Source organism: Rhizobacter sp. P3_C12, from assembly GCF_056402735.1.
Map to the genome: position 1 here is coordinate 1 of NZ_JBFUGW010000105.1, position 21056 is coordinate 21056.

Here is a 21056-nt window from a genome sequence, read left to right on the forward strand (position 1 = left end):
TGCGCAAGATCATCAAGACGCGCGGGCACTTCCCCAGCGACGACGCGGCCACCAAGCTGATCTGGCTGGCACTGCGCAACATCACGGCTGACTGGGGACGCGCAGCCAAGGAGTGGCGCCCCGCGATGAACCAATTCGCTGTGGTCTACGAAGAGCGATTCACACTGCCGGCGCACGGCAGTCGATAAGCGAGTCGGCCAATAGCCAATTCATCTCAACCGCCTCGCACACAGAAATCCTGACAGCCCCCCGGCTTCTCCTGTCGATTCCGCCCGTCGTCATTCGTCGTCCTCGTGTCACCTCACCTCCGGAGACGTCCATGACCGTACAGCCCCCCCTCCGCCCCGCCAAGGACCTGGCCCAGTCCAAGCGCCGCTTCCCCGGCGAAACCCCCGAGTACCGCGCCGCCCGCAACGCCCTGCTCGAGCAGGAGATCGAACTGCGCCGCCTCAGCGAGCGCGTGGCCGCGCAGCGCCGCGCGCTGCCGCCGGGCGGCGTCGTGCCGCACGACTACCGCTTCGACGGCGAACAGGGCTCCGTCACGCTGTCGCAGATGTTCGGCGAGCACGACACGCTGGTCACCTACAACTTCATGTACGGCCCGCAGCGCAAGCGGCCGTGCCCGATGTGCACCTCGATGCTCAGCGCGTTCGATGGCGAGATGCCCGACATCCTGCAGCGCGTCGCGTTCTCGGTGATCGCCCGCTCGCCGATCGACCGCATCCTGGCCTTCAAGAAGGAGCGCGGCTGGCGCCACCTGCGCCTGTACTCGTCGGGCGGCAACGACTTCAACCGCGACTACGCCGACGAAGACCCGGCGAGCACCGGTGACAACGCCGGCTTCAACGTCTTCACGCGCCGCGACGGCGTCATCCGCCACACCTGGGGCGACGAGATGGGGCCGGAGAGCGCCGACCCCGGCCAGGACCCGCGCGGTGCGCCCGAAGTGATGCCGATCTGGATCGTGCTCGACATGACGCCCGGCGGCCGGGGCGTCGACTGGTACCCGGAACTCGAGTACCCGAAGCGCTGAGGCTTCGGCGGTTTCGCGCAGGGCGCAGAATGCCGGATGCGCCTGTCGAGCTTCATTCACGCCAACCTCGATGCCATCCTGCGGGATTGGGTCGCTTTCGCCGCCAACCAGATGCCCGCGGCGGCCAGCATGGACGAGGCGGGCCTGCTCGACCACGGCAGGCTGATCCTGCAGAAGATCGCCGAAGACATGCGCCGTCCGCAGGACGACGATGAGCGGCAAGCCAAGTCGGAAGGCCAGAGCGACTCGCCGACCCCCTTGCGAAGCATCCCGTCGCGCAGCCATGCCCGGCAGCGCGAGCGACAGGGCTTCGAGGTGGAGCAGATGGTGGCCGAATACCGTGCGCTGCGCGCGACGGTGTTGAGGTTGTGGCGTGCTTCCTCGGGCGAGGCGCAGGCCCCCCAGGATCTCGACGACGTGACGCGCTTCAACGAGGCCGTGGACCAGGCCATCGCGGAGTCGTTGAGCGTCTTCGTGCTGGAGGTGAACCGCACGCGCGACCTGTTTCTCGGGATGCTGGGTCACGACCTGCGAGGCCCGCTCAGCACGATCTCGGCCTACGCGGCGCTCGCGCTGCGCAACCGCCCCGACGAAGCGCCCCAGCTCGCCGTGGTGCAGCGCAGCGTCGGCCAGATGAAGGCCCTGCTGGACGACCTGGTCGAGTACACGCGCCATCGCCTGGGGGCCGGCCTGCCCGTCAGTCCGGCGCCTCTCCATCTGGACAAGTTCGCCCAGAACACGTTGCAGGAAATCGATGCGATCACCCCCGGAAGAGTCCTGCAGCTGACCGCGCTGGGCGATCTGCAGGGTGAATGGGACGCGCGACGCCTGCACCAGGCCTTGTCCAACCTGGTGTTCAATGCCTTGAAGTACGGATTCCCCAGTTCGCCGGTGCGCGTCATCCTGGATGGCACGCGCTCCGACGAAGTCCTGCTGGCCGTCGAGAATCACGGCAAGCCCATTCCTGCCGAGCTGCTGCCCAGTCTCTTCGATCCGCTGGTGCGCGCCGGCGGCGACGAAGAAGATGCCGACTCCCAGGTGGCCGGCGCCAACCTCGGCCTCGGCCTGTACGTCGTGCGCGAGATCGCCCTGGCCCATGGCGGCACGGTGGATGTCTCGTCGGATGCGGGCGCCACGCGCTTCGAGCTTCGGTTGCCACGAATCTGCGTGCGCCGCGACGGGGCTTGAGGATCCCGACCTGCGGCAGCGTACCGACCCGCGTGGCCATCACGCCGCGCCGACGTCGACGGCAATCTTGCCGCGCGCCTGGCCGCCGGCCATCCGCGCGTGGGCCGCATCCACCTCGCCCAGCGTGAAGCGATGCGCGTCCAGCATCGGCCGCAGCTTGCCTTCGGCCGCCAGCCGCGCCGCGTGGCCCAGGATCTCGCCGTGGTGGGCCAGCCCTTCGCCGGTCAGCAGCGGCAGCAGCGTGAACACGCCGGAGTAGGTGGCACCGCGGAACGACAGCGGCGCCAGCGCATGCGTGCCCCAGCCGAGGCTGCTGACCACGTGGCCGGTGTAGCGGCGCGCGGCAAGGAACGACGTATCGAGCGTCGCGCCGCCCACCGTGTCGAACACGATGTCGAAGCCCGCGCCGGCGGTGGCCTCGGCCACGTAGCGCTCCACCGGCGTTGCCGAGTAGTCGATCGGCGTGGCGCCGAGTTGGTGGATCGCGTCGAGCTGTGCCGCGCTGCCGGTGGCCCACACCTCGGCCCCGTGCGCACGCGCCAGCTGCACCGCGATGTGCCCGACGCCGCCGGCCCCGCCATGCACCAGCACGCGGTCACCGGGCTTCACCCGCGCCCGGTCGACGAGCCCTTCCCACGCCGTGATCGCGACCAGCGGCAGCACCGCCGCCTCGCGCGGTGACAGCGCGGCCGGCCGCAGCGCCAGCAGCCGCGCATCCACCGCGATGAAGCCGGCCAGCGTGCCCGCATGCCCGCCGACGCCGCCGACCATGCCGAACACCTCGTCGCCCGGCCGCAGGTGAGACACGCCGGCGCCGACCGCGCGCACGGTGCCGGCCATGTCGATGCCCAGCACGGCCGGCAGCGGCTGCCGCGCATGGGCGGCCTGGCCGGCACGGATCTTCGCGTCGAGCGGGTTCAGGCCGCTGGCCCGCACCTCGACGAGGACCTGGCCCGCGCCGGCCGACGGCATCGGCATCTCGCGCACGGTGAAGGGCGCACCGGTGGCATCGACGAAGGCCGCGCTGGTGCGGATGGGCAGGGCGAGAAGGGTGGCAGGGGATGACATGGCGGTTCTCCAGGAAGTGATGCAGCCAGTCTGGTTCATTCACAAACGTTCTTCAATCGACAAGAATGCACGCCATCCAAACGAATCTGCATGGGGCCGACATGGAGTGGAGCGACGTGAAGGTGTTCCTCGCGATCGCGCGCGAGGGCTCGCTGGGCGGTGCCGCGCGGCGCATCGGCCAGACGCAGCCGACGATGGGCCGGCGCCTGCGCGCGCTCGAGGATTCACTCGGCCAGCGGCTGTTCCAGCGCGGCAGCGCCGGCTTCGTGCTGACCGAGGAAGGGCAGTCGGTGCTGCAGCATGCGCAGCGCATCGAGGAAGAAGCGCTGGCGATCGAGCGCCGCCTCGCCGACGGCCAGGTGGCGCTGAGCGGCCTGCTGCGGATCTCGTCGTCGGACTGGTTCGGCGTGCACGTGTTGGCGCCGTGGTGCGCCGCGTTCATGGCGCTGCATCCGCAGGTGACGATCGAGCTGATCACCGACAGCCGGCTGTTCAGCCTGGCGCGGCGCGAGGCCGACCTGGTCTTCCGCATTGCGCCGTTCAGCGAGCCCGAGGTCGTGCAGCGGCGCTTCATGCACCTCGACTACGGCCTGTACGTCGCGAGCACCCGCAAGGGCCCGCTGCCGCGGCGCGGTCAGGGCCTGCGGCTGGTGACGATGGACAGCGCCTTCGACGACATGCCCGACGTGGCCTGGCTCAAGCGCAGCTTTCCCGAGGCCCGCACGGTGTTCGGCAGCAACAGCCGCGAAGCGCAGGCGCGCCTGTGCGCGGCCGGGGCCGGCGTGGCGGTGCTGCCGCGCGCGCTGGCCGACGGGATGCCCGGGCTGCGCCGCGTCACGAGAGCCGAGCCGCCGCCCGGCCGCGAGGTCTGGATGGGCTACCACCAGGACCTGCGGAATGCGGGCCGGCTGCGCGCGTTCGTCGAGTTCGTGGTGGCGCAAGCGCAGCAGCGCGCGAACGGGTGAAGCCGCTCCGGCCCCGCCGCTTCAGGATGGCCGCGGTGCCGGCCGGGTGTTGACGAAGAGACACAGCAGCGCCGTCAGCAGCGCGAGGCCGATGTGCAGCCCGTAGACCGCGTTGAAATCGCTGCGCTGCACGACGCCGTGGCCGAGCAGCAGCACCGTGATCGCGACGCCGATCACCGCGCCGATCTGGCGCGTGGCCTGGTTGACCGCGCTGCCGACCGCGTAGTGCTGGGCCGGCAGCTTGCTGACCGCCGCGCCCGACAGCGACGGCAGCACCATGCCGACGCTGGCGCCGCTCAGCAGCAGGCCGGGCAGCCAGTGCGTCAGGTAGGCGGGTTCGAGGCCGGGCATCGTCATGAACCAGAGGCCGGCGACGGCATAGAGCAGTGCGCCGCCGACCAGGAAGGGTCGGTGGCCGAGGCGCCCGGCGAGGCGGCCGGTGACGATGGCGACCGGGATCACGGTGAGCGGGCCCGGTGCGATCGCGATGCCGGCCAGCGCCTGGCTGTAGTGCCAGACGTTGTTCATGTAGAAGAAGAACGTGAAGAACATCATCGCGAACGCGATGCCGAAAGCGAGCGTGGCCGCGTTGACGGCGCTGTAGGTGCGGTGGCGGAACAGGCCGAGGTCGACCAGCGGATCGCGCGCGCGGCCGGCCCAGATGACGAAGGCCACCAGCGCGATCACGCCGGTGCCGGCGGCGGCGACCCGTTGCGCGCGCGTCCAGGCCGGCGATTCGGATTCGACGATGGCCAGCGCGATGGCGCCGACCGCGACGATCAGCAGCGCCATGCCGACCGCGTCGATCTTGCGCGGCGTGGTGGAGCGCGGGGATTCGGCGAGCAGCGCGGCGCCGCGCCACAGCGACAGCGCGCCGATCGGCAGGTTGATGAAGAAGGCCCAGGGCCAGCCGACGGTTTCGACGACGAGCGAGCCGAGGCTCGGGCCGACGGCGGCCGCGAAGCCGGCGACCGCGCCCCACAGGCTCACGGTGAGCGCGCGTTTCTCCTGCGGGAAGGCATTGAGCACGATCGACAGCGAGGCCGGCGTCAGCAGGGCCGCGCCGACGGCCTGCAGCACGCGCGCGGCGATCAGCCAGCCGACGCTGCCGGCCAGCCCGCAGGCGGCGGAGGCGGCGATGAAGACGGTGACGCCGAACAGGAAGACGCGCTTGCGGCCGTGCGTGTCGGCGAGCCCGCCGGCGGGGATCAGCATGGCGGCGTAGACGACGGTGTAGGCGTTGAGCACCCACGACATGTCGGCGGCCGTGGCCTGCGGGAAGCCGGCGCGCAGTGCGCCGAAGGCGGCGTACAGCATCGTGCTGTCGAGCGACACCAGGAAGGCCGCGACGCTCGCGACCCAGAAGACGGGCCACGGGGAGGTGCGCGGGGCGGGTGGCTCGATGGCGACGGGGGTGGCGATGCTCATGGTGCTTGCTCGGCGGGTGTTGCGGTGGTGGCTGCGGCGGCAGCGGCGGCAGCGGCGGGTGTGTCGTACTGCAGCAGCAAGGCCTGGCGTGCGCCTGCCAGCAGGGCGCGGCCTTCGGTGGTGTTGCCGAGCGCGCGGGCCAGTTGCAGCGAGCCGACCAGCGTGCCAGTGATGACGCCGGCGGCGGCGCGGTGCGTCTCGGGCAACGCGGTCGTCACGCGATCGACGAGGCGGCGCACGCGCTGCGCGGAGGCCTCGCGCACGAGCTCGGACTGGCGCGGCATGTCGGAGCCGAGCGCGGCGACCGGGCAGCCGCTGTCCATCGACACGAGGTGGCGATCGGCGAGGTAGGCATCGACCAATGCGCGAAACGGGCTGACGCCCCGGGCGGCGCGTTGCGCGGTGGACCGTGCGACGCGGTCGGCGCTCTCGCGGCTGGCGCGTTCGAGCGCTTCGACGAGCAGTGCATCGCGCGATTCGAAGTGCGCATAGAAGCCGCCGTGCGTGAGCCCGGCGTCCTTCATCACGTCGGCGACGCCGAGGCCTGCGTAGCCATGGCGGCGGATCGCGCGGGCGGCGGCTTCGACGATGCGCTCATGCGTTTCTTCCTTGCGGGTGTTGGCGGGGCGTGCCATTGGTGTGTGCGTGCCGGATTCATTAATATGACGTTGATCATATTGCTGTTCGCTGGTTCATGCTTGCTTGTGCTGCGTGCAAAGGCGCGGGTAGGGAGGCTGTGGCTCGCCGGCCGGTGCGGTCATTGCCCCTGGCGGGGCAATGACTACCCTCCGCTGACTGGTTTCAAGGCCCGTCGCCCAAACTCCCTCCACTCACTTCGTTCGTTGTGGTCAAACAGTGGGCGACAGTCAGTGCACGAAGCGTGCTGCGCACGCGGGCCATGAAACCAGCCAGCTCCGGCGCCCCGTCCCTATTGGCGCTCCACAGCCTCCCTACCCGCGCCTTTGCGGCCACCACCCGTCTGTGTTTGGGGGAAAAGATTGAAGTGACCGACGAGCATGCGAGCGCCCGCGCGCTCGTCGGTCACTTCAATCTTTTCCCCCAACAAGAGCGGCGGTGTTGCGCGGCGTGGCGAGTGGGGGGCTGGGTTGGGGGCGATTTCTGAGGCGACGAAGAAGMTCGGTTCCGGGGGTGGCGCGCGCCAGCGCGCTTCGTAGACATACTCATCGCCACTGTTTGACCACAACGAACGAAGTGAGTGGAGGGAGTTTGGCGATGCACCCACGGAACCGAGCTTCTTCGTGGAGTCGGCGCCCCCTGGGGCGCCGACCGCCTCGGCATGAGCCCTCAGCCCAGCCCCCCACTCGCCGCGCCGCGCCGCGCAGGAATCACCAGCCAGACATCCCGAAGCTACGACTCCAGGCCAGTTCAACAACAGGCGTCGCCTTGCTCCCACGCAACGGCTGCATCGCCCCGGCACCCACGCGCCATTCGCTGCGCGGCGTGACGGCCCAGCCGGCCCACAGAACGCTTTGCAGGATCGCGCCCCCGGCCGTCGCGACACCACCGCCGCCAGCCGCACCCGCCAGCGCTTCGATGCCGATTCGCACCGGCGTGCCCGGGCTGCTCGCGATGCCGGCGCCGATCAGCCCCGTTGAATAGGCGCCGGCATTTCCGGCGTACGCGCTGTGCGCCTGGCCGCTGACGTAGACGAAGTCGTCGACGTAGCGGTTCAGCTTCAGGCCGATCGTGTCGAGCGACTGGCGGCTGCCGTCCTGGCGCAGCACGCGCGCATGGTGTTGCAGCACGGCGACCCATTCGGTGCGCACGACACGCGGCGGCATCGTGCGCCCGTCATGTCCGGGTTCGAGGTCGATGCCGAGCCACAGCTGGGCCTGGCGGGCGCGCAAGTCGCCGTTGGCGGCGCGGATGCGGCCGTACTCGCCGCCGATCGTCCAGCCGGGGGCGGGGCTCCACTCCATCGTGCCGGTGGCCTTGCCGATCAGGCCGCCGCCGGTCGGCACGGCTCCGCCACCACCCAACCCACCGGCCACCCGCACGCCGGCGCGCCAGGTGGGCAACAACTCGGGCCACGGCGCGAAGCTCGCGCCGACCGTGCCGAGAATTTCCATGTAGCCTGCCGCATCGCCCTTGGCCGCGGCGGCTGATTCGAGACCCCAGGACCAGCCGTTGGCGAGCCGGCGTTCCGCGCGCGCACCGGCCAGCCCGGCCGCCGGGCGCGGCGCGCCGTCGAAGCGGTAGGTGGTGGCGGTCAGCGCCATGCGGTCGAAGCCGAGGCCGGTGATGCCGCTCGATGTGCTGGCCGTGCCGCCGTGCTCTCCGGCCAGGTGCGTGAAACCACCACGCCATGCCAGGGCCAGGCCCAGCTGCCCGCTCTTGATCTCGCCGCTCGGGAAATTCACGGCAGACGCCGAGACGCCCAGCTGCAGCGCCGGGCCGATGTCCTTCATCACCGTCAGCGCAGGCCGCAGCATCAGGCCCGAGCCCACCGGCGCGGATGCGCCACCGCCGCCGCCCGCGTACAGGCCCGTGGCCAGCGTCCAGCCGGGGCTGAACTGCCAGCGGTGCTGCACCTCGACCCCGGCGACGAACAACCCGCCGCGTTGCCCGGTGGCCGCCCCATACACGGCTGGCCCGAACGCCCAGCCGGAGCCGGCGTCGAACAGCAGCGAGCCGCCCACCAGGCCCATGCGCTCGCCCTGCGGCAGCCGCACGTGCTCGTAGCCGAGCAGCGTGATCGTCTGGATCGGCGCATCGGGGCCGTCGCGCCCGCCTTCGTCCCTGGATTCGCTGTCCGCCTGGGCCACGCCGGCTGCGAGCAGCGTGCCGGCCAACACCGCGGCGCGCCGAAGCCKTCGGGTCAAGCGAGCTCGCGCGCGAGCCAGGCCTCGGCCGTCTCGGCCGTCAGCCGGAACCCGGCCTCGACGCGCTTGCGCGCCACTTCCCGGCCCTCGGCATCGCGGGCCGCCAGCATCGCGTAGGGATCGTCGTCGTCCGGCACGATGTCGAGCGTCACGACGATTTCCTGTGCGCCGCTCCCGATCCATATCTTCTTGTGCAGCCGCGCCTGCAGTTGCTGCTCGTGGCGGCGCCGCACCTCGTGGGCGGTCTTGACCAGCGTGTGGAAGGCCGGCGCATCCAGCGGCTTCGGGTTCTTCTTGTCGCGGCCCATGGTCCACGGCCCGACCAGCGCCGGTTCGGCCTCGCCGCGCAGCGTCATCGAGACGGCCCAGCCGTCGTCGTCCTCGTTCTTGATCACCTGGGCGATCCAGGTCTCGTCTTCCCAGTGGCGCGCTTCCTGGATCAGCACGGTGTCGTCGGTGGTGTCGGGCATGGGTCGTGGCGAATGGATGAACTGGGCGCGTACTGTATAGGTGTACAGCTATTTCGTCGAGTGCTGCGAAGCTTCCTGCATCACCCAGGCCTGGAACACCCGCATCGCCTGCGTGGGCGCGCGCGACTTCAGCCGCGTGATCCAGTAGCGCCCGAGCGACACCCCCAGCGCGAACGGCTGCACCAGCCGCTCGGTGCGCAGCTCCTCGCCGAACATCGCCGGCGGCAGCAGCGCGACGCCGATGCCCTGCGCCGCGGCGGCCGCCATCGCGATCGACGAATCGAACACCGGCCCGCGCAGCAGCGGCGGCTCGATGCCCGCGGCGGCACACCAGCGCGCCCACTCGTCGGCGCGGTACGAGCGCAGCAGCGTCTCGTCCGCCAGCGCGGCCGGCGTGCGCAGCCGCCGCGCGATGGCTGGCGTGCACACCGGCGACAGCGGTGCCTCCAGCAGCGGCTCGGCTTCGGTGCCGTGCCAGGCGCCGTCGCCGAAGCGGATCGCGCAGTCCAGCCCCTCGGCCGCCAGGTCGACCCGGTTGTTGTTGGTCAGCACCCGCAGGTCGATCGACGGATGGTCGCGGCGGAAGGCCGCGAGCCGCGGCAGCAGCCAGCCGACCGCGAAGGTGCCGACCACCGCCACCGTCAGCACCTCGCGGCGCAGCCCGCCCTCGAACTGCTCCAGCACCAGCCGCATGCGCTCGAAGCTCTCGCTGAGCATCGGCAGCAGCGCCGCACCCTCGTCCGTCAACGCCAGCCCGCGCGGCAGGCGGCGGAACAACGCCACGCCCAGCCGCTGCTCCAGGTTCTTCACCTGCGCGCTGACGGCGTTCTGCGTCACGCACAGCTCCAGCGCGGCGCGCGTGAAGCTCAGGTGGCGCGCCGACGCCTCGAAGGCACGCATGGCATTCAACGGAAGTTGCATGGCCCGGATTATCTGGGGGCTCACCCCCGAAAGCAGTGTTTGAGCGAAGCCGGGGCGATGGCTATCGTGCACGCTCTCCGAACCGACAAGCCACGAGGAAGTCACGATGCAAAGAAGACAGTTCAACAGCGCGCTCGCGTGGTCGCTGACGACGGCGCTGCCGATGGCCTGCGCCGCGATGCCGACCCAGGCCGCCCAGAAAAACTTGGAGCAGGCGATCGACCCCCGCTGGGCGGCGATCGAGGCCGAATCCGGTGGCCGGCTCGGCATCGCGGTGCTCGACACCGGCAGCGGCCGCTTCGACGGCCACCGCCTCGACGAGCGCTTCCCGATGTGCAGCACCTTCAAGTGGCTCGCCGCGGCACTGGCGCTGCAGCGCGTCGATGCCGGCCTCGAGCGGCTGGACCGCCGTGTCGCGGTGCGCCGCGAGATGCTGATCAGCCATTCGCCCGTCGCCGAGAAGCACGTCGGCGACCACGGCATGAGCATCGCCGAGCTGTGCGAAGCGGCCGTGCTGGTCAGCGACAACGCCGCGGCGAACCTGCTGCTCGCGAGTTTCGGCGGGCCGGCAGCGATCACCCGCTACGCGCGCACGCTGGGCGACACGAAGACGCGGCTGGACCGCACCGAGCCAGCGCTGAACGAGGCCCGCCCCGGCGATCCGCGCGACACGACGACGCCGCGCTCGATGGCGATCGCGCTGCAAGGCGCCTTGCTCGGCACGGCGCTCTCCGACGCGTCGCGCGCGCGGCTGGTGGCGTGGATGGAGGCGGTGCGCACCGGCACCGATCGCCTGCGCGCCGGGCTCCCGCCCGAGTGGCGCGCCGCCGACAAGACCGGYACCGGCGCGCGCGGCAGCACCAACGACGTGGCCGTGGTCTGGCCGCCGAACCGCGCGCCGCTGGTCATCACCGCGTACCTGACCGACAGCCAGGCCGATGCGAAGCGCCTGAATGCCGCGCTGGCGGCCGTGGCGCGCGAGGCCGCAGCGCGTGCCGTCTAGGACGCGGAGAGTGCCGGGAGCACGCGACCGGAAGCCAGCATCGCATCGATCGCCTGCACGCTCACCGGCTTGCTGTACAGGTAGCCCTGCGCGAAATCGCAGTGCTGCAGGGCGAGGAAGTCGCGTTGCGCCGTCGTCTCGATCCCTTCGGCGACGACGGTCAGCGACAGGCTGTGCGCCATCGAGATGATGGCCGACGCGATCGCCGCATCGTCGCTGCTGTCCGGCAGGTCCTTCACGAAGGCGCGGTCGATCTTCAGCTTGCCGATCGGCAGCCGCTTCAGGTACGCGAGCGACGACAGCCCGGTGCCGAAATCGTCGACCGCCACCTGGATGCCGAGCGCGCGCACGGCTTCGAGCTGCGCGACGTTGCTGGCCAGGTCCTCGACCATCGAATGCTCGGTGATCTCGATCTGCAGCGCGCGCGGATCGGCCCCCGACGCGCGCAGCGCCGCATCGATCTGCGCCTGGATGCCGCGCCGGATCTGCAGCGCCGAGACGTTCACCGCCACGTGCAGCCGCTGCCCGGCGTCGTGCCAGCTGCGGATCTGCCGGCACGCGGCATGCAGCACCCACTGGCCGATGTCGACGATCAGCCCGCTCGATTCGGCGATCGGGATGAACTCGACCGGCGACACCTGGCCGAGCCGCGGATGCTCCCAGCGCAGCAGCGCCTCCACGCCCACCAGCCGCTGCGTGGCGAGGTCGACGATCGGCTGGTACAGCAGCCGCAGCTGCTGGTGCGAGACGGCCTCGCGCAGGTCGGCCTCGAGCTGCACGCGCCGCGTCGTGTCGTTCAGCATGCGGGGCTGGAACAGCGCGAAGGTGTTCTTGCCCATGCGCTTGGCCTCGTACATCGCGGTGTCGGCGGCCAGCACCAGCGAGGCCGCATCGGGCGCATCGTTCGGGTACAGCGCGACACCGGCGCTGCCGCGCACCCGCAGCAGCTGGGCGCCCACCGTCAGCGGCTCGTCGAACGCGCGCATCGCCGCGTTGGCGAGCGCCTGCAGCTGCACCGGGTCGACGACGCGCGGCGACAGGATCACGAACTCGTCGCCGCCGAAGCGGAACGCCACGTCGGTCGGCCGCATGAACTTGGTCAGCCGCCCGGCCAGCGCACGCAGCAGCTCGTCGCCGACGCCATGGCCGAGCGTGTCGTTGACGAGCTTGAAGTCGTCGAGGTCGAGCAGCAGCAGGCCGAAGCCCTCGCTGGTGCGGCCGACCGTCGAGATCAGCCGCTGGATCTGCTCGTTGGCGGCATGCCGGTTCGGCAGCCCGGTGACCGGGTCGTAGTGGGCGAGGTAGTCCAGGCGCTTCTCGGTGCCCTCGATCTGCCGGCGGATGCCGATCGCGAGCGCATACGCCAGCGCGAACGACACCAGGCTCACCACCAGCGTGATCGCGACGAACGCGGCGACGCGCTCGTACAGCGGGCGCAGGCTCGCGCTCAGCAGCACGTGGCCGACCACGCGGTCGCCCTCGCGCACCGGCACGCGCACGTGCAGGCGGTTCTGCGCGAACAGATGGCCTTCGTTCGCGAGCGGCGGCGGCAGCGGCGCGGGGTCGACGCGCTGCGTGCGCAGGTCGGGTGCGCGGTAGGCGGCGACCATGCGGTCCTGCAGGTCGTGCAGCGAGGCGCTTTCGATGGCCTCGGACGATTGCAGGCCGGACAGGGTCTGCGCGGCGGCGCCGCTGTCGCCGAACAGCACCGCCGCCGAGCTGTTGTCGGCGACGATGTGCGCCTGCGCGGTGAGGTCGTCGACCATCGCGCTGCGCAGCGAGAAGTACACGTAGGCGTCGAAGCTGAGCCCGGCCACCAGCAGCGCGGTGCTGACGCTGAGCGCCACCGCGCGCATCAGCCGGCGCCCGAGCTGCGGCCCCGGCTGCACGCGGAACGGATCGCGGCGGCGCTCGATGAGGTCCATCATTCGCCCGCCGGTCATTCGGTCACCCGGCGCGCCACGCGCAGCAGTTTCGAGCTGACCTGCAGGCGCGACTCGCGGATGGTCGCGAGATCGATGTCGAACACCACGCGACCGCCGGTGCGGTGCAGCGCCACGGCGGCACGCACCGACGGCGCGGCGTCGCCATCCGAGATCAGCAGCGTGCCGACCGGCGGGCGCAGCGGCGCGTTCGACGGGCTGTCCAGCAGCGCGGCATGGCAGGCCGACCAGCTGCCGGCGGCCGAGAGCTCGCGCACGTCGAGCCGCCAGTGGCGCACGATGCGGCCCTCCAGTGCCTTCACCGCCGCCTGCAGCGGGCTCGCGCCGTCGATGCACAGCGCGAGCGACGGCGCCTGGGGCGGCAGCACGTCGACGGGCCAGTCGACGAACAGCAGCAGGTTGAAGACCAGGGTCGCCTTCTGCTCGGCCTCGTCGCCCGGTGCAGCCCGCGCGGCCGGCATGCCGGCGCACAGCGCCGCCCCGGCGAGCGCAGCCAGCAGGCAGGACGGCAACCGGGGGACCGGGGAGGGAAGGCGATTCACGGCGCGGGCAGAACGGAAAAAAGGCGCCGCCCGCGACATGCGGACGGCGCCTTTTCTTATCGGCCCGGCCCGGGCCTGCTTGAGCGCCGGCCGCGGGACACGCGTACCGGCACAGCCCCGTGGGGCTTACCAGCCCACCGTGACGATCATGCCGCGCGGCGTCGGGTGCTCCAGCAGCGTGCTCTTGCTGCGCACGTCGTCGTAGGCGAAGCCGTAGGCCAGCCCGTCGATGCTGTGGTCGTGCCAGAACTTCGCGTAGTAGTTGGCAGGGCCGGCGGGGTAGTACGCCGCCGAGTTGCTCCACTGCGACGGGTCGACGCTGATCAGCAGGTGGCGGTTGAACGCGGCCGCGATCTGCGCCTGCACCACCAGCTCCTGCGAACTGCCGCTCGCCAGGTTGCCGGACGCCTCGAGGATGCCCTGCGTCGTCGGCTTGCCGCGGATGTACAGGTTCTGCGGGCCGCCGTCCTTCGAGAACACGAAGTCGTTGCCGATCACGCGGCCGCGGAAGGTGCCGGCCTCGGCGCTGAACACCAGGTCGGTGCCGGCGTAGCGGCTCCACACCTGGTCGACGTAGGACGCGAAGTAGTTGCCCTGCGCGCGACCGGCGCCGAACACCGACTTGGCCGGCGCGATGATGCGGTACGGCCGCTGCACCAGCGCGCGGAATTCGGCCTGCGGCAGCGCCTCGAAGTCGGCGAAGATCTGCGCCCGCGATGCGTTGTCGCCCAACGTGCGGTCGTAGCCGTCCTTGCCGAGCAGGCGCGTCTTGATCGGGAAGCCGAACTGGTCCACGCGCGTCGTGTTGCCGTGGTAGCCGCTGTTGTCGACGGTGAACTCGATCCACTCGAAGTTCACGTCCTGGTTCGGGTCGCCCGGGTTGCCGAGGTCGGGCCCGGCGAAGCCCAGGCGGCCGTCGCCGGCGACGTTGATCTTGATGAACATCGGCGAACCGAGGCTGATGAACATGCGGCCCGAATCGATCTTCGGGATCGAGACCCAGCCGGCGTCGCTCAGCTTGTTGAAGTAGTTCGCGTAGTTCTGGCCGTTCTTCGCGACGCGGTTGGCGGCGTCGTTGTCGGCGACCGCGGCCGGGATCAGGCGCCCGCTCGCATCGACGTGCGACAGCACCTTGGTGTCCGGGTTGTAGCCGATGATCGACCAGTAGACCTGGTTGTCGGCGAACGCGCCGTTGGTGCCGTTCACCAGCTTGATCGTCATCACGCCGTTGCCCACCGGCAGGTCGACGCCGCCGTTGCCCTGGCGCACGCGGAACGACGACACGATGTCGTTGAAGTTCACGTTCGGCAGGTTGGGCGTGTCGGCGCTGAGCGTCAGCTTGCGGCCGCCGTAGTTGATGTCGTCGAACAGGTCGACCTGGTAGCCGCTCTTGACCTTGACCGACGAGGCGCGGTCGTTCCAGGTGCCGCCGATCCAGCTGCTGTCGGCATCGGCGCAGAACGAGGCACCCTGGTAGTCGGCATGCTCGTAGAAGCAGATCGCGCCGCTGGCCGTGGGCGGCGGTGTCGTGGTGCCGCCCCCCACCGTGGCGGTGAAGCGTGCCGAGTCATAGGCCGGCGCGCCGTTGTTGTAGGTGAAGAAATAGCCCAGCGTGTTGCCCGAGGCGACGCCGGTCACGACCTGCTCGTAGCGCGCGGCCGCGCTGTTGTAGCCCATGCGCAGGTTCTGCTGCGCGCCGCCGTTGACCTGGTAGTGGATGTCGACCCAGGTGGTCGCGACGCTCGACTTGAACCAGATCGTCGCGGTGCTGCCCGAACTGGTCACGCCCTGCGTGAAGTCGGCCGCGCCGGCCGGTGCCGCGAAGCAGGCCAGCGCGGCGAACGCCGCCACCAGCCATCCCAGGAATCCTCTTCTCATGCCCGACATGCTCACTCCCTCGAAGGTGTCTTTCCACCGGCCGCGCCGGCAGTGCCCGGGCATTCTCGAAGCGGGCGAGGCGCGCCGGGGCGGTGCTTTGCAACAAGATGAGAAAGCGCTTTCACGGGCGGCCGGGCGATGGGCATCCATTCCGCCGAACAATCGGTTGCAAGTGCCGGGTTGCCAGTGCCGGGTTGCCAGTGAACGCCGCGGGTCAGCGGTCGCCGGCCAGTGCCCGCGCGAGCGCGTCGTCGATCGCCTTGTTCAGCTTGTCGATCGCGATCGGCTTGGTCACGTAGCGGAAGAAGCCGGCGGCGATGCCGCGCGCCACGTCGCCGGCCATCGCGTTGGCGGTCAGCGCGATCACCGGGATGTGGGCGGTGACCGGGTCGGCCTGCAGCACGCCCAGCGCGTCCTTGCCGTTCAGGCCCGGCAGGTTGATGTCCATCAGGATGATCTGCGGCCGGTGCGCGCGGGCCAGCTCGATGCCCAGCTGTGCATCCGGTGCCGACATCTGCCGGATGTCGCCGCGCAGCGCGACGATCTCGCTGACCAGCTGCAGGTTGGCCGGGTTGTCCTCCACGTACAGCAGCAGCGGCGTGTCGTCCTGGTCGCCCGGCGCAAGGCCGCTGCGCAGCTCGCCGTGGCCGGTGGACGGTGCGCTGGGCGGCATCCCGTGCGCCGCGCGCAGCTCGATCGCGAACACGCTGCCGATGCCGGCGGTGCTGCTCGCCTCGATGCGCCCGCCCATCAGCTCGACCAGCCGCTTCGTCACCACCAGGCCGATGCCGGTGCCCTCGACGTTGCCGGCTTCCTGGCCCAGGCGGTTGAAGGGCTGGAACAGCAGCGCGAGCTGCTCCGGCCGCAGGCCGCTGCCGGTGTCCTGCACCGAGACGCGCACCCGCTCGTCGGCCAGCGCCGTGCATTCCACGACCACCGTGCCGCGCTCGCGGTTGTACTTGACGGCGTTCGACAGCAGGTTGAGCAGCACCTGCTTGAGCCGCGTGCGGTCGGCGATCACGCTCAGGCCGCTGTCGTCGGGGAAGAACAGCCGGATGCCGCGCTGGTCGGCCGCCGGGCTGATCATGGTCTCGCATTCGCGCAGCATGTCGGCCAGGCCCACCGGCTCCAGCGACAGCATCAGGTTGGCCGATTCGATGCGTGCCAGGTCGAGGATCTCGTTGATCAGGTTCAGCAGGTGCCGCCCGGCCTTCAGGATCTGCTGCGTGAACTCGACGCGCTTGGTGTCGGGCAGCGCATGGGCGTTGGATTCCAGCAGCTGGCCGAAGCCGAGGATCGCGTTGAGCGGCGTGCGCAGTTCGTGGCTCATGCTGGAGAGGAACTCCGACTTCGCGCGGTTGGCCTTCTCCGCCGCCTCGGTGGCGAGCGCCAGCTCGCGGTTCGACGCCTCGAGCTGCGCGGTGCGTTCGCCGACCCGGCTTTCCAGCTGCTCGTTGAAGCGCATCACTTCCTGTTGCGCCTGGCGCCGGTCGGCGATCTCCTGCTCGATCTTCAGCAGCGCCTGGCGGTTGTCGAGCGCATGCCGCTCCACCTCGGCCATCATGCGGTTGAACGAATCGACCAGGATGCCGACCTCGTCGTCGCTGATGCGTTCGGCGCGTCGCGAGTAGTCGCGCTGGTCGACCACCTCGCGCGCCACCTGGCCGATCGCGAGGATCGGGCGCGTGACGATCGACTGCAGCCAGCGCGAGATCAGCCAGGCCAGCAGCATCGCGAGCGCCGCCACGGCCGCGGCGATGCCGGCGTAGTCGCGGAAGCGGTCGTACAGCTCGTAGTCGGCACGCAGGTAGACGGTACCCAGGAACTCGCCGCCGCTGACGACGCGGCGGAAGACGACCAGGTCGCGCCCGTCGACGCGCTCCACGTCGGCTTCGGGTTGAGGCGGAAAGCGGGCCTGCTGCGGCGCCGCCGCATACGACGCGAACAGCTGGCCGCGCGAGCTGTACAGCGCCGCCGCATGCACCTGCGGCCGGAAGCGCAGCAGCCCGAGGTTCTCGCTCGCCGCCTTCGCATCGTCGAAGGCGAGGGCCGGCGCGGTGGTGCGGCCCATCAGCTCGGCCTGCGTGCCGATGTCGCTGACCCAGGCCTGGTGATAGGCCCGCAGGTCGTAGGCCACCAGCGCGGCGATCGCGACCGCGACCGCCGGCAGCGTCGTCAGCAGCACGATGCCGATCAGCTTGGCGCGCAGCGAGCGGGTGCCGCGCATCGTCATGGCGAATTCACCTTGCGGGCCACCGCCAGCAGGCGCGAGCTGACCTTGAGGCCGGCCTGCTCGACGGGGCGCAGCGCCACGTCGAAGCGCACCTTGTCGTCGACGACCAGGAAGTTGATCGCGCTGCCGAGCGCGAAGGCGTCGTCGGACTCGCTGACGATCAGCAGCGGCTGGCCCTTGACGGCCGCGGTGATCTGCGCGACCCGCCCGCTGTCGCCGCGGCCGATGAACAGCACGTGCAGGCCGGCCGCCGTGTCGCCGGCGCGCAGCCGGCGCACCACGATGTCGTGGCCGTTCACCTCGCGCCCGGAGACGGCCTGTGCGAGCTCGCCGGCCAGCAGCTCCGAGCCGAGCACGCCGATGGCGATCGGCGCGTGCTCGCGCTCGAAGGCCTGCGGCGGCCACTCGATGTAGGCGAGGAACTTGTAGAGGTAGGCGGCCTTGATCTGGTACTCGGCGGCACTGCCGGGCGACTGGGCGGCGCAGGGCATGGCGAACAGCAGGGCAAGGCCGAGCATCCGCCGCCGCCCGAAGCGGCGCGGCGGGTCGGCTGCCTTCACCGTGTCCACGTCAATACGTCCAGGTCACCTGCAGCAGCGCGCTGCGCGCGATCTCGCTGCGGGGACCCGGGTCGCCGAACTCCGCATGCGCGGGCTGGAACAGGTTGCGCCCGACGAGTGCCAGCAGCAGGTCGGCGCGCGGCCGCCAGCCGTAGCGCAGGTCCCATGCGGTGTAGGCCGGGACCTGCGGGTCGGGCAACGCCGCGACGCGGCGCACATCGATGTCGAGCTCCTGCGTCGGCGTCAGGTCGAAGCTGCTGCGCAGCGACCACTGGTGGTGCGGATCGTTGCCGAGCGCGCGCGGGCCGACCGGGTCGGTGCTGCCGGGCATCACCTGCAGGTCTTCGAGCAGCAGCGTGAAGCCGGCGCTCAGCCGCCAGCGCGGCACCGGCCGCCAGTCGGCCCAGGTTTCGATGCCCTGGGTGCTGCCGTCGATCATGTTCTGCACCTGCGCGTTCGGCGGCGGCTGGCCGCTGCGCAGGCGGCTCCAGCGGGTGTGGAAGGCGGCGACCGAGTAGCTGAGCTGCGCGCCCAGCTGTTCGCGCCAGCCGAGTTCGAAGACGGTGGCCACCTCGGAGACGAAGTCCGAGCCGCCAGCGATGATGTAGACCGGGCGTGGCGGCGGCGGCAACCGGATGTCGCGGTCGAGGCGGGCCGGTGCACGCACCGCGCGGGAGACAGCGCCCCAGAGCAGCTGTTGCGGCGCCGGCTTCCAGGCCAGGCGTGCGCTGGGCAGTTTTTCGGTGCCGGTGTAGTCGTTGTGCTCCAGCTTGGCACCGAGCGTCAGGTCGACGTTGTCGCCGAGGCGGATGCCGTCCTGCAGGAACAGGTTGCTCCAGTGGAGCGTGCGGCTCGCCGGCACGAAGCCGAAGAAGAGGCCGGGCTGCACGTCGTCGCTGGCGCGCCGGTAGCCGCCACCCCACACGAGCTGGTGCGCGCCCAGGCGCAGCGCATGCTGGGCCTCGAAGTCGGCAATGCGCTCCTGCGGCCGGTACGCCAGCGGGTCGTCGCGCTTGCTGCGGTCGTAGTAGGCCTGCAGCCGCAGGCTCGAGTCGCCGTCGAAGCGGTGCGTCCAGCGGCCCAGCAGGTTGGCCCCGGAGGCTTCGAGCCGGCCGAGGTTGATCAGCCCGAGGAAGAACTGCGCATCGGAGATGCCACGGTAGATGTCGCCCTGCAGCGTCCAGTCGTCGCTGCCGGCGGACCCGTCGGCGCGGAATCCGGCCTGCTGCATGTCCCAGCGGTCGGTCGCTTCGGTCCCGGCCGCGTTGCGAGTGGGACTCAGGTGCGAGCGCTTGCCATACAGGCGGAAGTGCCCGAGCTCGCCGAGCGTGCCGCCGTAGCGGGCGGCCAGCCGGCCCTCGTTGGTGCCGGCATCGGCCACGGCCAGCACGCCCTGCGTCTCGGCGGCGGCGCGCGTGATGACGTTGATCACCCCGTTCACCGCGTTCGAGCCCCACAGCGTTGCGCCCGGGCCGCTGATCACCTCGATGCGCTCCACGTCTTCCAGCAGCAGGTCCTGCTGGTCCCAGAACACGCCGGAAAAGAAGGGCGTGTAGACGGTGCGCCCGTCGATCAGCACCAGCAGCTTGTTGCCGATGGCGTTGTTGAAGCCGCGCGCGGTGATCGCGTACTGGTTGGCGTTGACCTGCGCCACCTGCAGGTTGGGCGCCAGCCGCAGTGCCTGCGGCAGCGAGGTGGCTCCGGATCGCCGGATCGCCTCGGGGGTGATGACGTAGACCGCGGCGGCGGCGTCGCTCAGCCGTTCGGCGCGGCGCGACACCGAGGTGATCTGCAGGTTGGCCAGCTCTTCGATCGAGAGATCGGTCAAGCCCGGGTCTGCCGCCTGAACAGCCGACACCGCAATGCACAGGGCCGCGCTGGTGGCGGCGATCTTGACTCCCATCGCCGCAGCCTAAGACTTCCGCGCGCGGCTGTCGAGCCGCAACTGCCCGGGGTGACCGGCCTTGAGGCGAGAATCCGGTCTCATTTCATGGAGCCCACGATGAACCGTCCCGCGATCGTCCTCGTAGCCGGTGGCACCGGCGCGCTCGGCAGCGCCGTCACACAAGCCTTCGTCGATGCGGGCGCGAGCGTGATCGTCAGCTACCGCCAGCGCCGCTCGTTCGACGAGTTGCTCGCGCAGTTGCGGCCTGGCGCGGTGGCGGTGCAGGGGATCGAGCTGGATGCCGGTGACGAGGCCGCGGTGCGGCAGGCGGTCGCCGCATGCCTGCAGCGCCACGGGCGCATCGATGCGCTGGTCAATGCCATCGGCGGCTATGCCGGCGGGGCACCGCTGTGGGAGCAGGATGGCGCCGTCCTCGAGCAGATGATCGGCATGAACCTGCGCGCCATGCATGCGCTGCTGCGCGCCGTGGTGCCGGCGATGCGCACGCAGGGCGCCGGCGCCATCGTCAACGTGGCCGCGATGTCGGGGCTGGCCGCGGCCGCAGGCTCGGGGCTCTATGCGGCGTCGAAGGCCGCGGTGCTCTCGCTGATGGCCACGCTGGCCGACGAGCTGCGCGGCAGCGGCGTGCGCGCCAACTCGGTGCTGCCCGGCACCATCGACACGCCGGCCAACCGCAGCGCGATGCCGCAGGCCGACTTCAGCACCTGGACCGCGCCGCAGGACATCGCGCGTGTCATCGCCTTCCTGTGCAGCGACGAGGCGCGCGCCATCCACGGCGCCGCCATCCCGGTGCGCGGCGGGCGCTGAGGCCCACCGGGCCGTTCAGCGCCGCTGGCGCTGGATCCAGGCCTCGAACTTCTGCAGCAGCAGGGTGCAGAACTCGCGCGATTTGTCGTCGCTGATCTCGCCGTTCGGCCCGAGCAGCTTCGAGACGTTGCCGATGTAGGCCTCGGGCTGCTGCAGCACCGGCATGTCGAGGAACACCAGGCACTGCCGCAGGTGGTGGTTGCTGCCGAAGCCGCCGATCGCGCCGGGCGAGCAGCTCACCACCGCGGCCGGCTTGCCCGACCAGACG

The 21056-nt window shown here is 70.8% G+C and carries 18 protein-coding genes and 1 pseudogene; 6 read left to right on the forward strand and 13 right to left on the reverse strand.

The genetic code is table 11. The features are described 5' to 3' along the window. The 3 genes and pseudogenes from AC1DXV_RS17240 to AC1DXV_RS17250 form a co-directional block, all read left to right on the forward strand. Positions 1-188 (forward strand): annotated as a pseudogene (locus AC1DXV_RS17240) (IS256 family transposase); the annotation flags it as partial. A gap of 131 nt (positions 189-319) precedes the next feature. Next, positions 320-1033: a DUF899 family protein gene (locus AC1DXV_RS17245; protein WP_477867968.1), complete on the forward strand. Its 714-nt coding sequence runs from the start codon at positions 320-322 to the stop codon at positions 1031-1033. Between the two features lie 36 nt (positions 1034-1069). Then, on the forward strand, positions 1070-2221 hold the full coding sequence (locus AC1DXV_RS17250) for an ATP-binding protein (protein WP_477867970.1): 1152 nt from the start codon (positions 1070-1072) through the stop codon (positions 2219-2221). 39 nt (positions 2222-2260) lie between these two features. Here AC1DXV_RS17250 and AC1DXV_RS17255 read toward each other — a convergent pair whose 3' ends face one another. Then, a complete protein-coding gene (locus tag AC1DXV_RS17255) occupies positions 2261-3289 on the reverse strand; it encodes a zinc-dependent alcohol dehydrogenase family protein (RefSeq protein ID WP_477867972.1) in 1029 nt (342 codons plus the stop codon). A 65-nt stretch (positions 3290-3354) separates the two neighbouring features. Between AC1DXV_RS17255 and AC1DXV_RS17260 the strand changes: the two genes are divergently transcribed. After that, positions 3355-4254: a LysR family transcriptional regulator gene (locus AC1DXV_RS17260; RefSeq protein WP_477934690.1), complete on the forward strand. Its 900-nt coding sequence runs from the start codon at positions 3355-3357 to the stop codon at positions 4252-4254. A 21-nt stretch (positions 4255-4275) separates the two neighbouring features. Here AC1DXV_RS17260 and AC1DXV_RS17265 read toward each other — a convergent pair whose 3' ends face one another. The 5 genes from AC1DXV_RS17265 to AC1DXV_RS17285 form a co-directional block, all read right to left on the reverse strand. After that, complete coding sequence (locus tag AC1DXV_RS17265; RefSeq protein WP_477867976.1) at positions 4276-5682, reverse strand: DHA2 family efflux MFS transporter permease subunit; 1407 nt, start codon at positions 5680-5682, stop codon at positions 4276-4278. Then, positions 5679-6317 (reverse strand): TetR/AcrR family transcriptional regulator, encoded by a 639-nt coding sequence (locus AC1DXV_RS17270; protein ID WP_477867978.1) that lies wholly within the window; start codon positions 6315-6317, stop codon positions 5679-5681. Before AC1DXV_RS17270 ends, AC1DXV_RS17265 begins: the two co-directional genes overlap by 4 nt. Before the next feature lie 711 nt (positions 6318-7028). Beyond that, the gene (locus AC1DXV_RS17275; RefSeq protein ID WP_477872777.1) at positions 7029-8525 is read right to left on the reverse strand and encodes a hypothetical protein; all 1497 of its coding nucleotides are present in this window, start codon (positions 8523-8525) and stop codon (positions 7029-7031) included. Further along, positions 8522-8995, reverse strand: coding sequence for a hypothetical protein (locus tag AC1DXV_RS17280; protein ID WP_477872775.1), 474 nt, complete (start codon positions 8993-8995; stop codon positions 8522-8524). Before AC1DXV_RS17280 ends, AC1DXV_RS17275 begins: the two co-directional genes overlap by 4 nt. Before the next feature lie 48 nt (positions 8996-9043). Beyond that, a complete protein-coding gene (locus AC1DXV_RS17285; protein ID WP_477934692.1) occupies positions 9044-9916 on the reverse strand; it encodes a LysR family transcriptional regulator in 873 nt (290 codons plus the stop codon). A 106-nt stretch (positions 9917-10022) separates the two neighbouring features. Between AC1DXV_RS17285 and bla the strand changes: the two genes are divergently transcribed. After that, entirely contained in the window at positions 10023-10919 is an 897-nt protein-coding gene (gene bla / locus AC1DXV_RS17290; protein ID WP_477864761.1) for a class A beta-lactamase, read from the forward strand. Here bla and AC1DXV_RS17295 read toward each other — a convergent pair. The 6 genes from AC1DXV_RS17295 to AC1DXV_RS17320 form a co-directional block, all read right to left on the reverse strand. After that, positions 10916-12844 carry a putative bifunctional diguanylate cyclase/phosphodiesterase gene (locus tag AC1DXV_RS17295; RefSeq protein WP_477934694.1) on the reverse strand — a complete coding sequence of 643 codons (1929 nt, stop codon included), beginning with the start codon at positions 12842-12844 and terminating at the stop codon, positions 10916-10918. The genes bla and AC1DXV_RS17295 overlap by 4 nt on opposite strands. A gap of 14 nt (positions 12845-12858) precedes the next feature. Beyond that, positions 12859-13404, reverse strand: coding sequence for a YfiR family protein (locus AC1DXV_RS17300; protein WP_477864763.1), 546 nt, complete (start codon positions 13402-13404; stop codon positions 12859-12861). 126 nt (positions 13405-13530) lie between these two features. Next, positions 13531-15282 carry a beta-1,3-glucanase family protein gene (locus tag AC1DXV_RS17305; protein ID WP_477864764.1) on the reverse strand — a complete coding sequence of 584 codons (1752 nt, stop codon included), beginning with the start codon at positions 15280-15282 and terminating at the stop codon, positions 13531-13533. 214 nt (positions 15283-15496) lie between these two features. Further along, positions 15497-17515 (reverse strand): sensor histidine kinase, YfiR-like protein-associated, encoded by a 2019-nt coding sequence (locus tag AC1DXV_RS17310; protein WP_477864765.1) that lies wholly within the window; start codon positions 17513-17515, stop codon positions 15497-15499. Beyond that, positions 17512-18084, reverse strand: a complete 573-nt coding sequence (locus tag AC1DXV_RS17315) for a TOL_0243 family YfiR-like periplasmic protein (RefSeq protein ID WP_477864766.1) — start codon at positions 18082-18084, stop codon at positions 17512-17514. Before AC1DXV_RS17315 ends, AC1DXV_RS17310 begins: the two co-directional genes overlap by 4 nt. Position 18085: 1 nt before the next feature. Beyond that, positions 18086-19978: a TOL_0244 family TonB-dependent receptor gene (locus AC1DXV_RS17320; RefSeq protein ID WP_477934696.1), complete on the reverse strand. Its 1893-nt coding sequence runs from the start codon at positions 19976-19978 to the stop codon at positions 18086-18088. A gap of 99 nt (positions 19979-20077) precedes the next feature. Between AC1DXV_RS17320 and AC1DXV_RS17325 the strand changes: the two genes are divergently transcribed. Continuing rightward, a complete protein-coding gene (locus AC1DXV_RS17325) occupies positions 20078-20788 on the forward strand; it encodes an SDR family NAD(P)-dependent oxidoreductase (RefSeq protein WP_477934698.1) in 711 nt (236 codons plus the stop codon). 15 nt (positions 20789-20803) lie between these two features. On the opposite strand, the gene AC1DXV_RS17330 is transcribed toward AC1DXV_RS17325, so the two are convergent. Beyond that, positions 20804-21056: NADPH-dependent FMN reductase (locus AC1DXV_RS17330; RefSeq protein WP_477934700.1), on the reverse strand; the 253-nt coding region annotated here is incomplete at its 5' end.

Excerpts from the sequence above, each read along its gene's own strand:
- AC1DXV_RS17245 (WP_477867968.1), top strand. The coding sequence starts at position 320 with ATGACCGTACAGCCCCCCCTCCGCCCCGCCAAGGACCTGGCCCAGTCC.
- AC1DXV_RS17250 (WP_477867970.1), top strand. The coding sequence starts at position 1,070 with ATGCGCCTGTCGAGCTTCATTCACGCCAACCTCGATGCCATCCTGCGG.
- AC1DXV_RS17255 (WP_477867972.1), bottom strand. The coding sequence starts at position 3,289 with ATGTCATCCCCTGCCACCCTTCTCGCCCTGCCCATCCGCACCAGCGCG.
- AC1DXV_RS17260 (WP_477934690.1), top strand. The coding sequence starts at position 3,355 with ATGCACGCCATCCAAACGAATCTGCATGGGGCCGACATGGAGTGGAGC.
- AC1DXV_RS17265 (WP_477867976.1), bottom strand. The coding sequence starts at position 5,682 with ATGAGCATCGCCACCCCCGTCGCCATCGAGCCACCCGCCCCGCGCACC.
- AC1DXV_RS17270 (WP_477867978.1), bottom strand. The coding sequence starts at position 6,317 with ATGGCACGCCCCGCCAACACCCGCAAGGAAGAAACGCATGAGCGCATC.
- AC1DXV_RS17280 (WP_477872775.1), bottom strand. The coding sequence starts at position 8,995 with ATGCCCGACACCACCGACGACACCGTGCTGATCCAGGAAGCGCGCCAC.
- AC1DXV_RS17285 (WP_477934692.1), bottom strand. The coding sequence starts at position 9,916 with ATGCAACTTCCGTTGAATGCCATGCGTGCCTTCGAGGCGTCGGCGCGC.
- AC1DXV_RS17295 (WP_477934694.1), bottom strand. The coding sequence starts at position 12,844 with ATGGACCTCATCGAGCGCCGCCGCGATCCGTTCCGCGTGCAGCCGGGG.
- AC1DXV_RS17305 (WP_477864764.1), bottom strand. The coding sequence starts at position 15,282 with ATGAGAAGAGGATTCCTGGGATGGCTGGTGGCGGCGTTCGCCGCGCTG.
- AC1DXV_RS17310 (WP_477864765.1), bottom strand. The coding sequence starts at position 17,515 with ATGACGATGCGCGGCACCCGCTCGCTGCGCGCCAAGCTGATCGGCATC.
- AC1DXV_RS17320 (WP_477934696.1), bottom strand. The coding sequence starts at position 19,978 with ATGGGAGTCAAGATCGCCGCCACCAGCGCGGCCCTGTGCATTGCGGTG.
- AC1DXV_RS17325 (WP_477934698.1), top strand. The coding sequence starts at position 20,078 with ATGAACCGTCCCGCGATCGTCCTCGTAGCCGGTGGCACCGGCGCGCTC.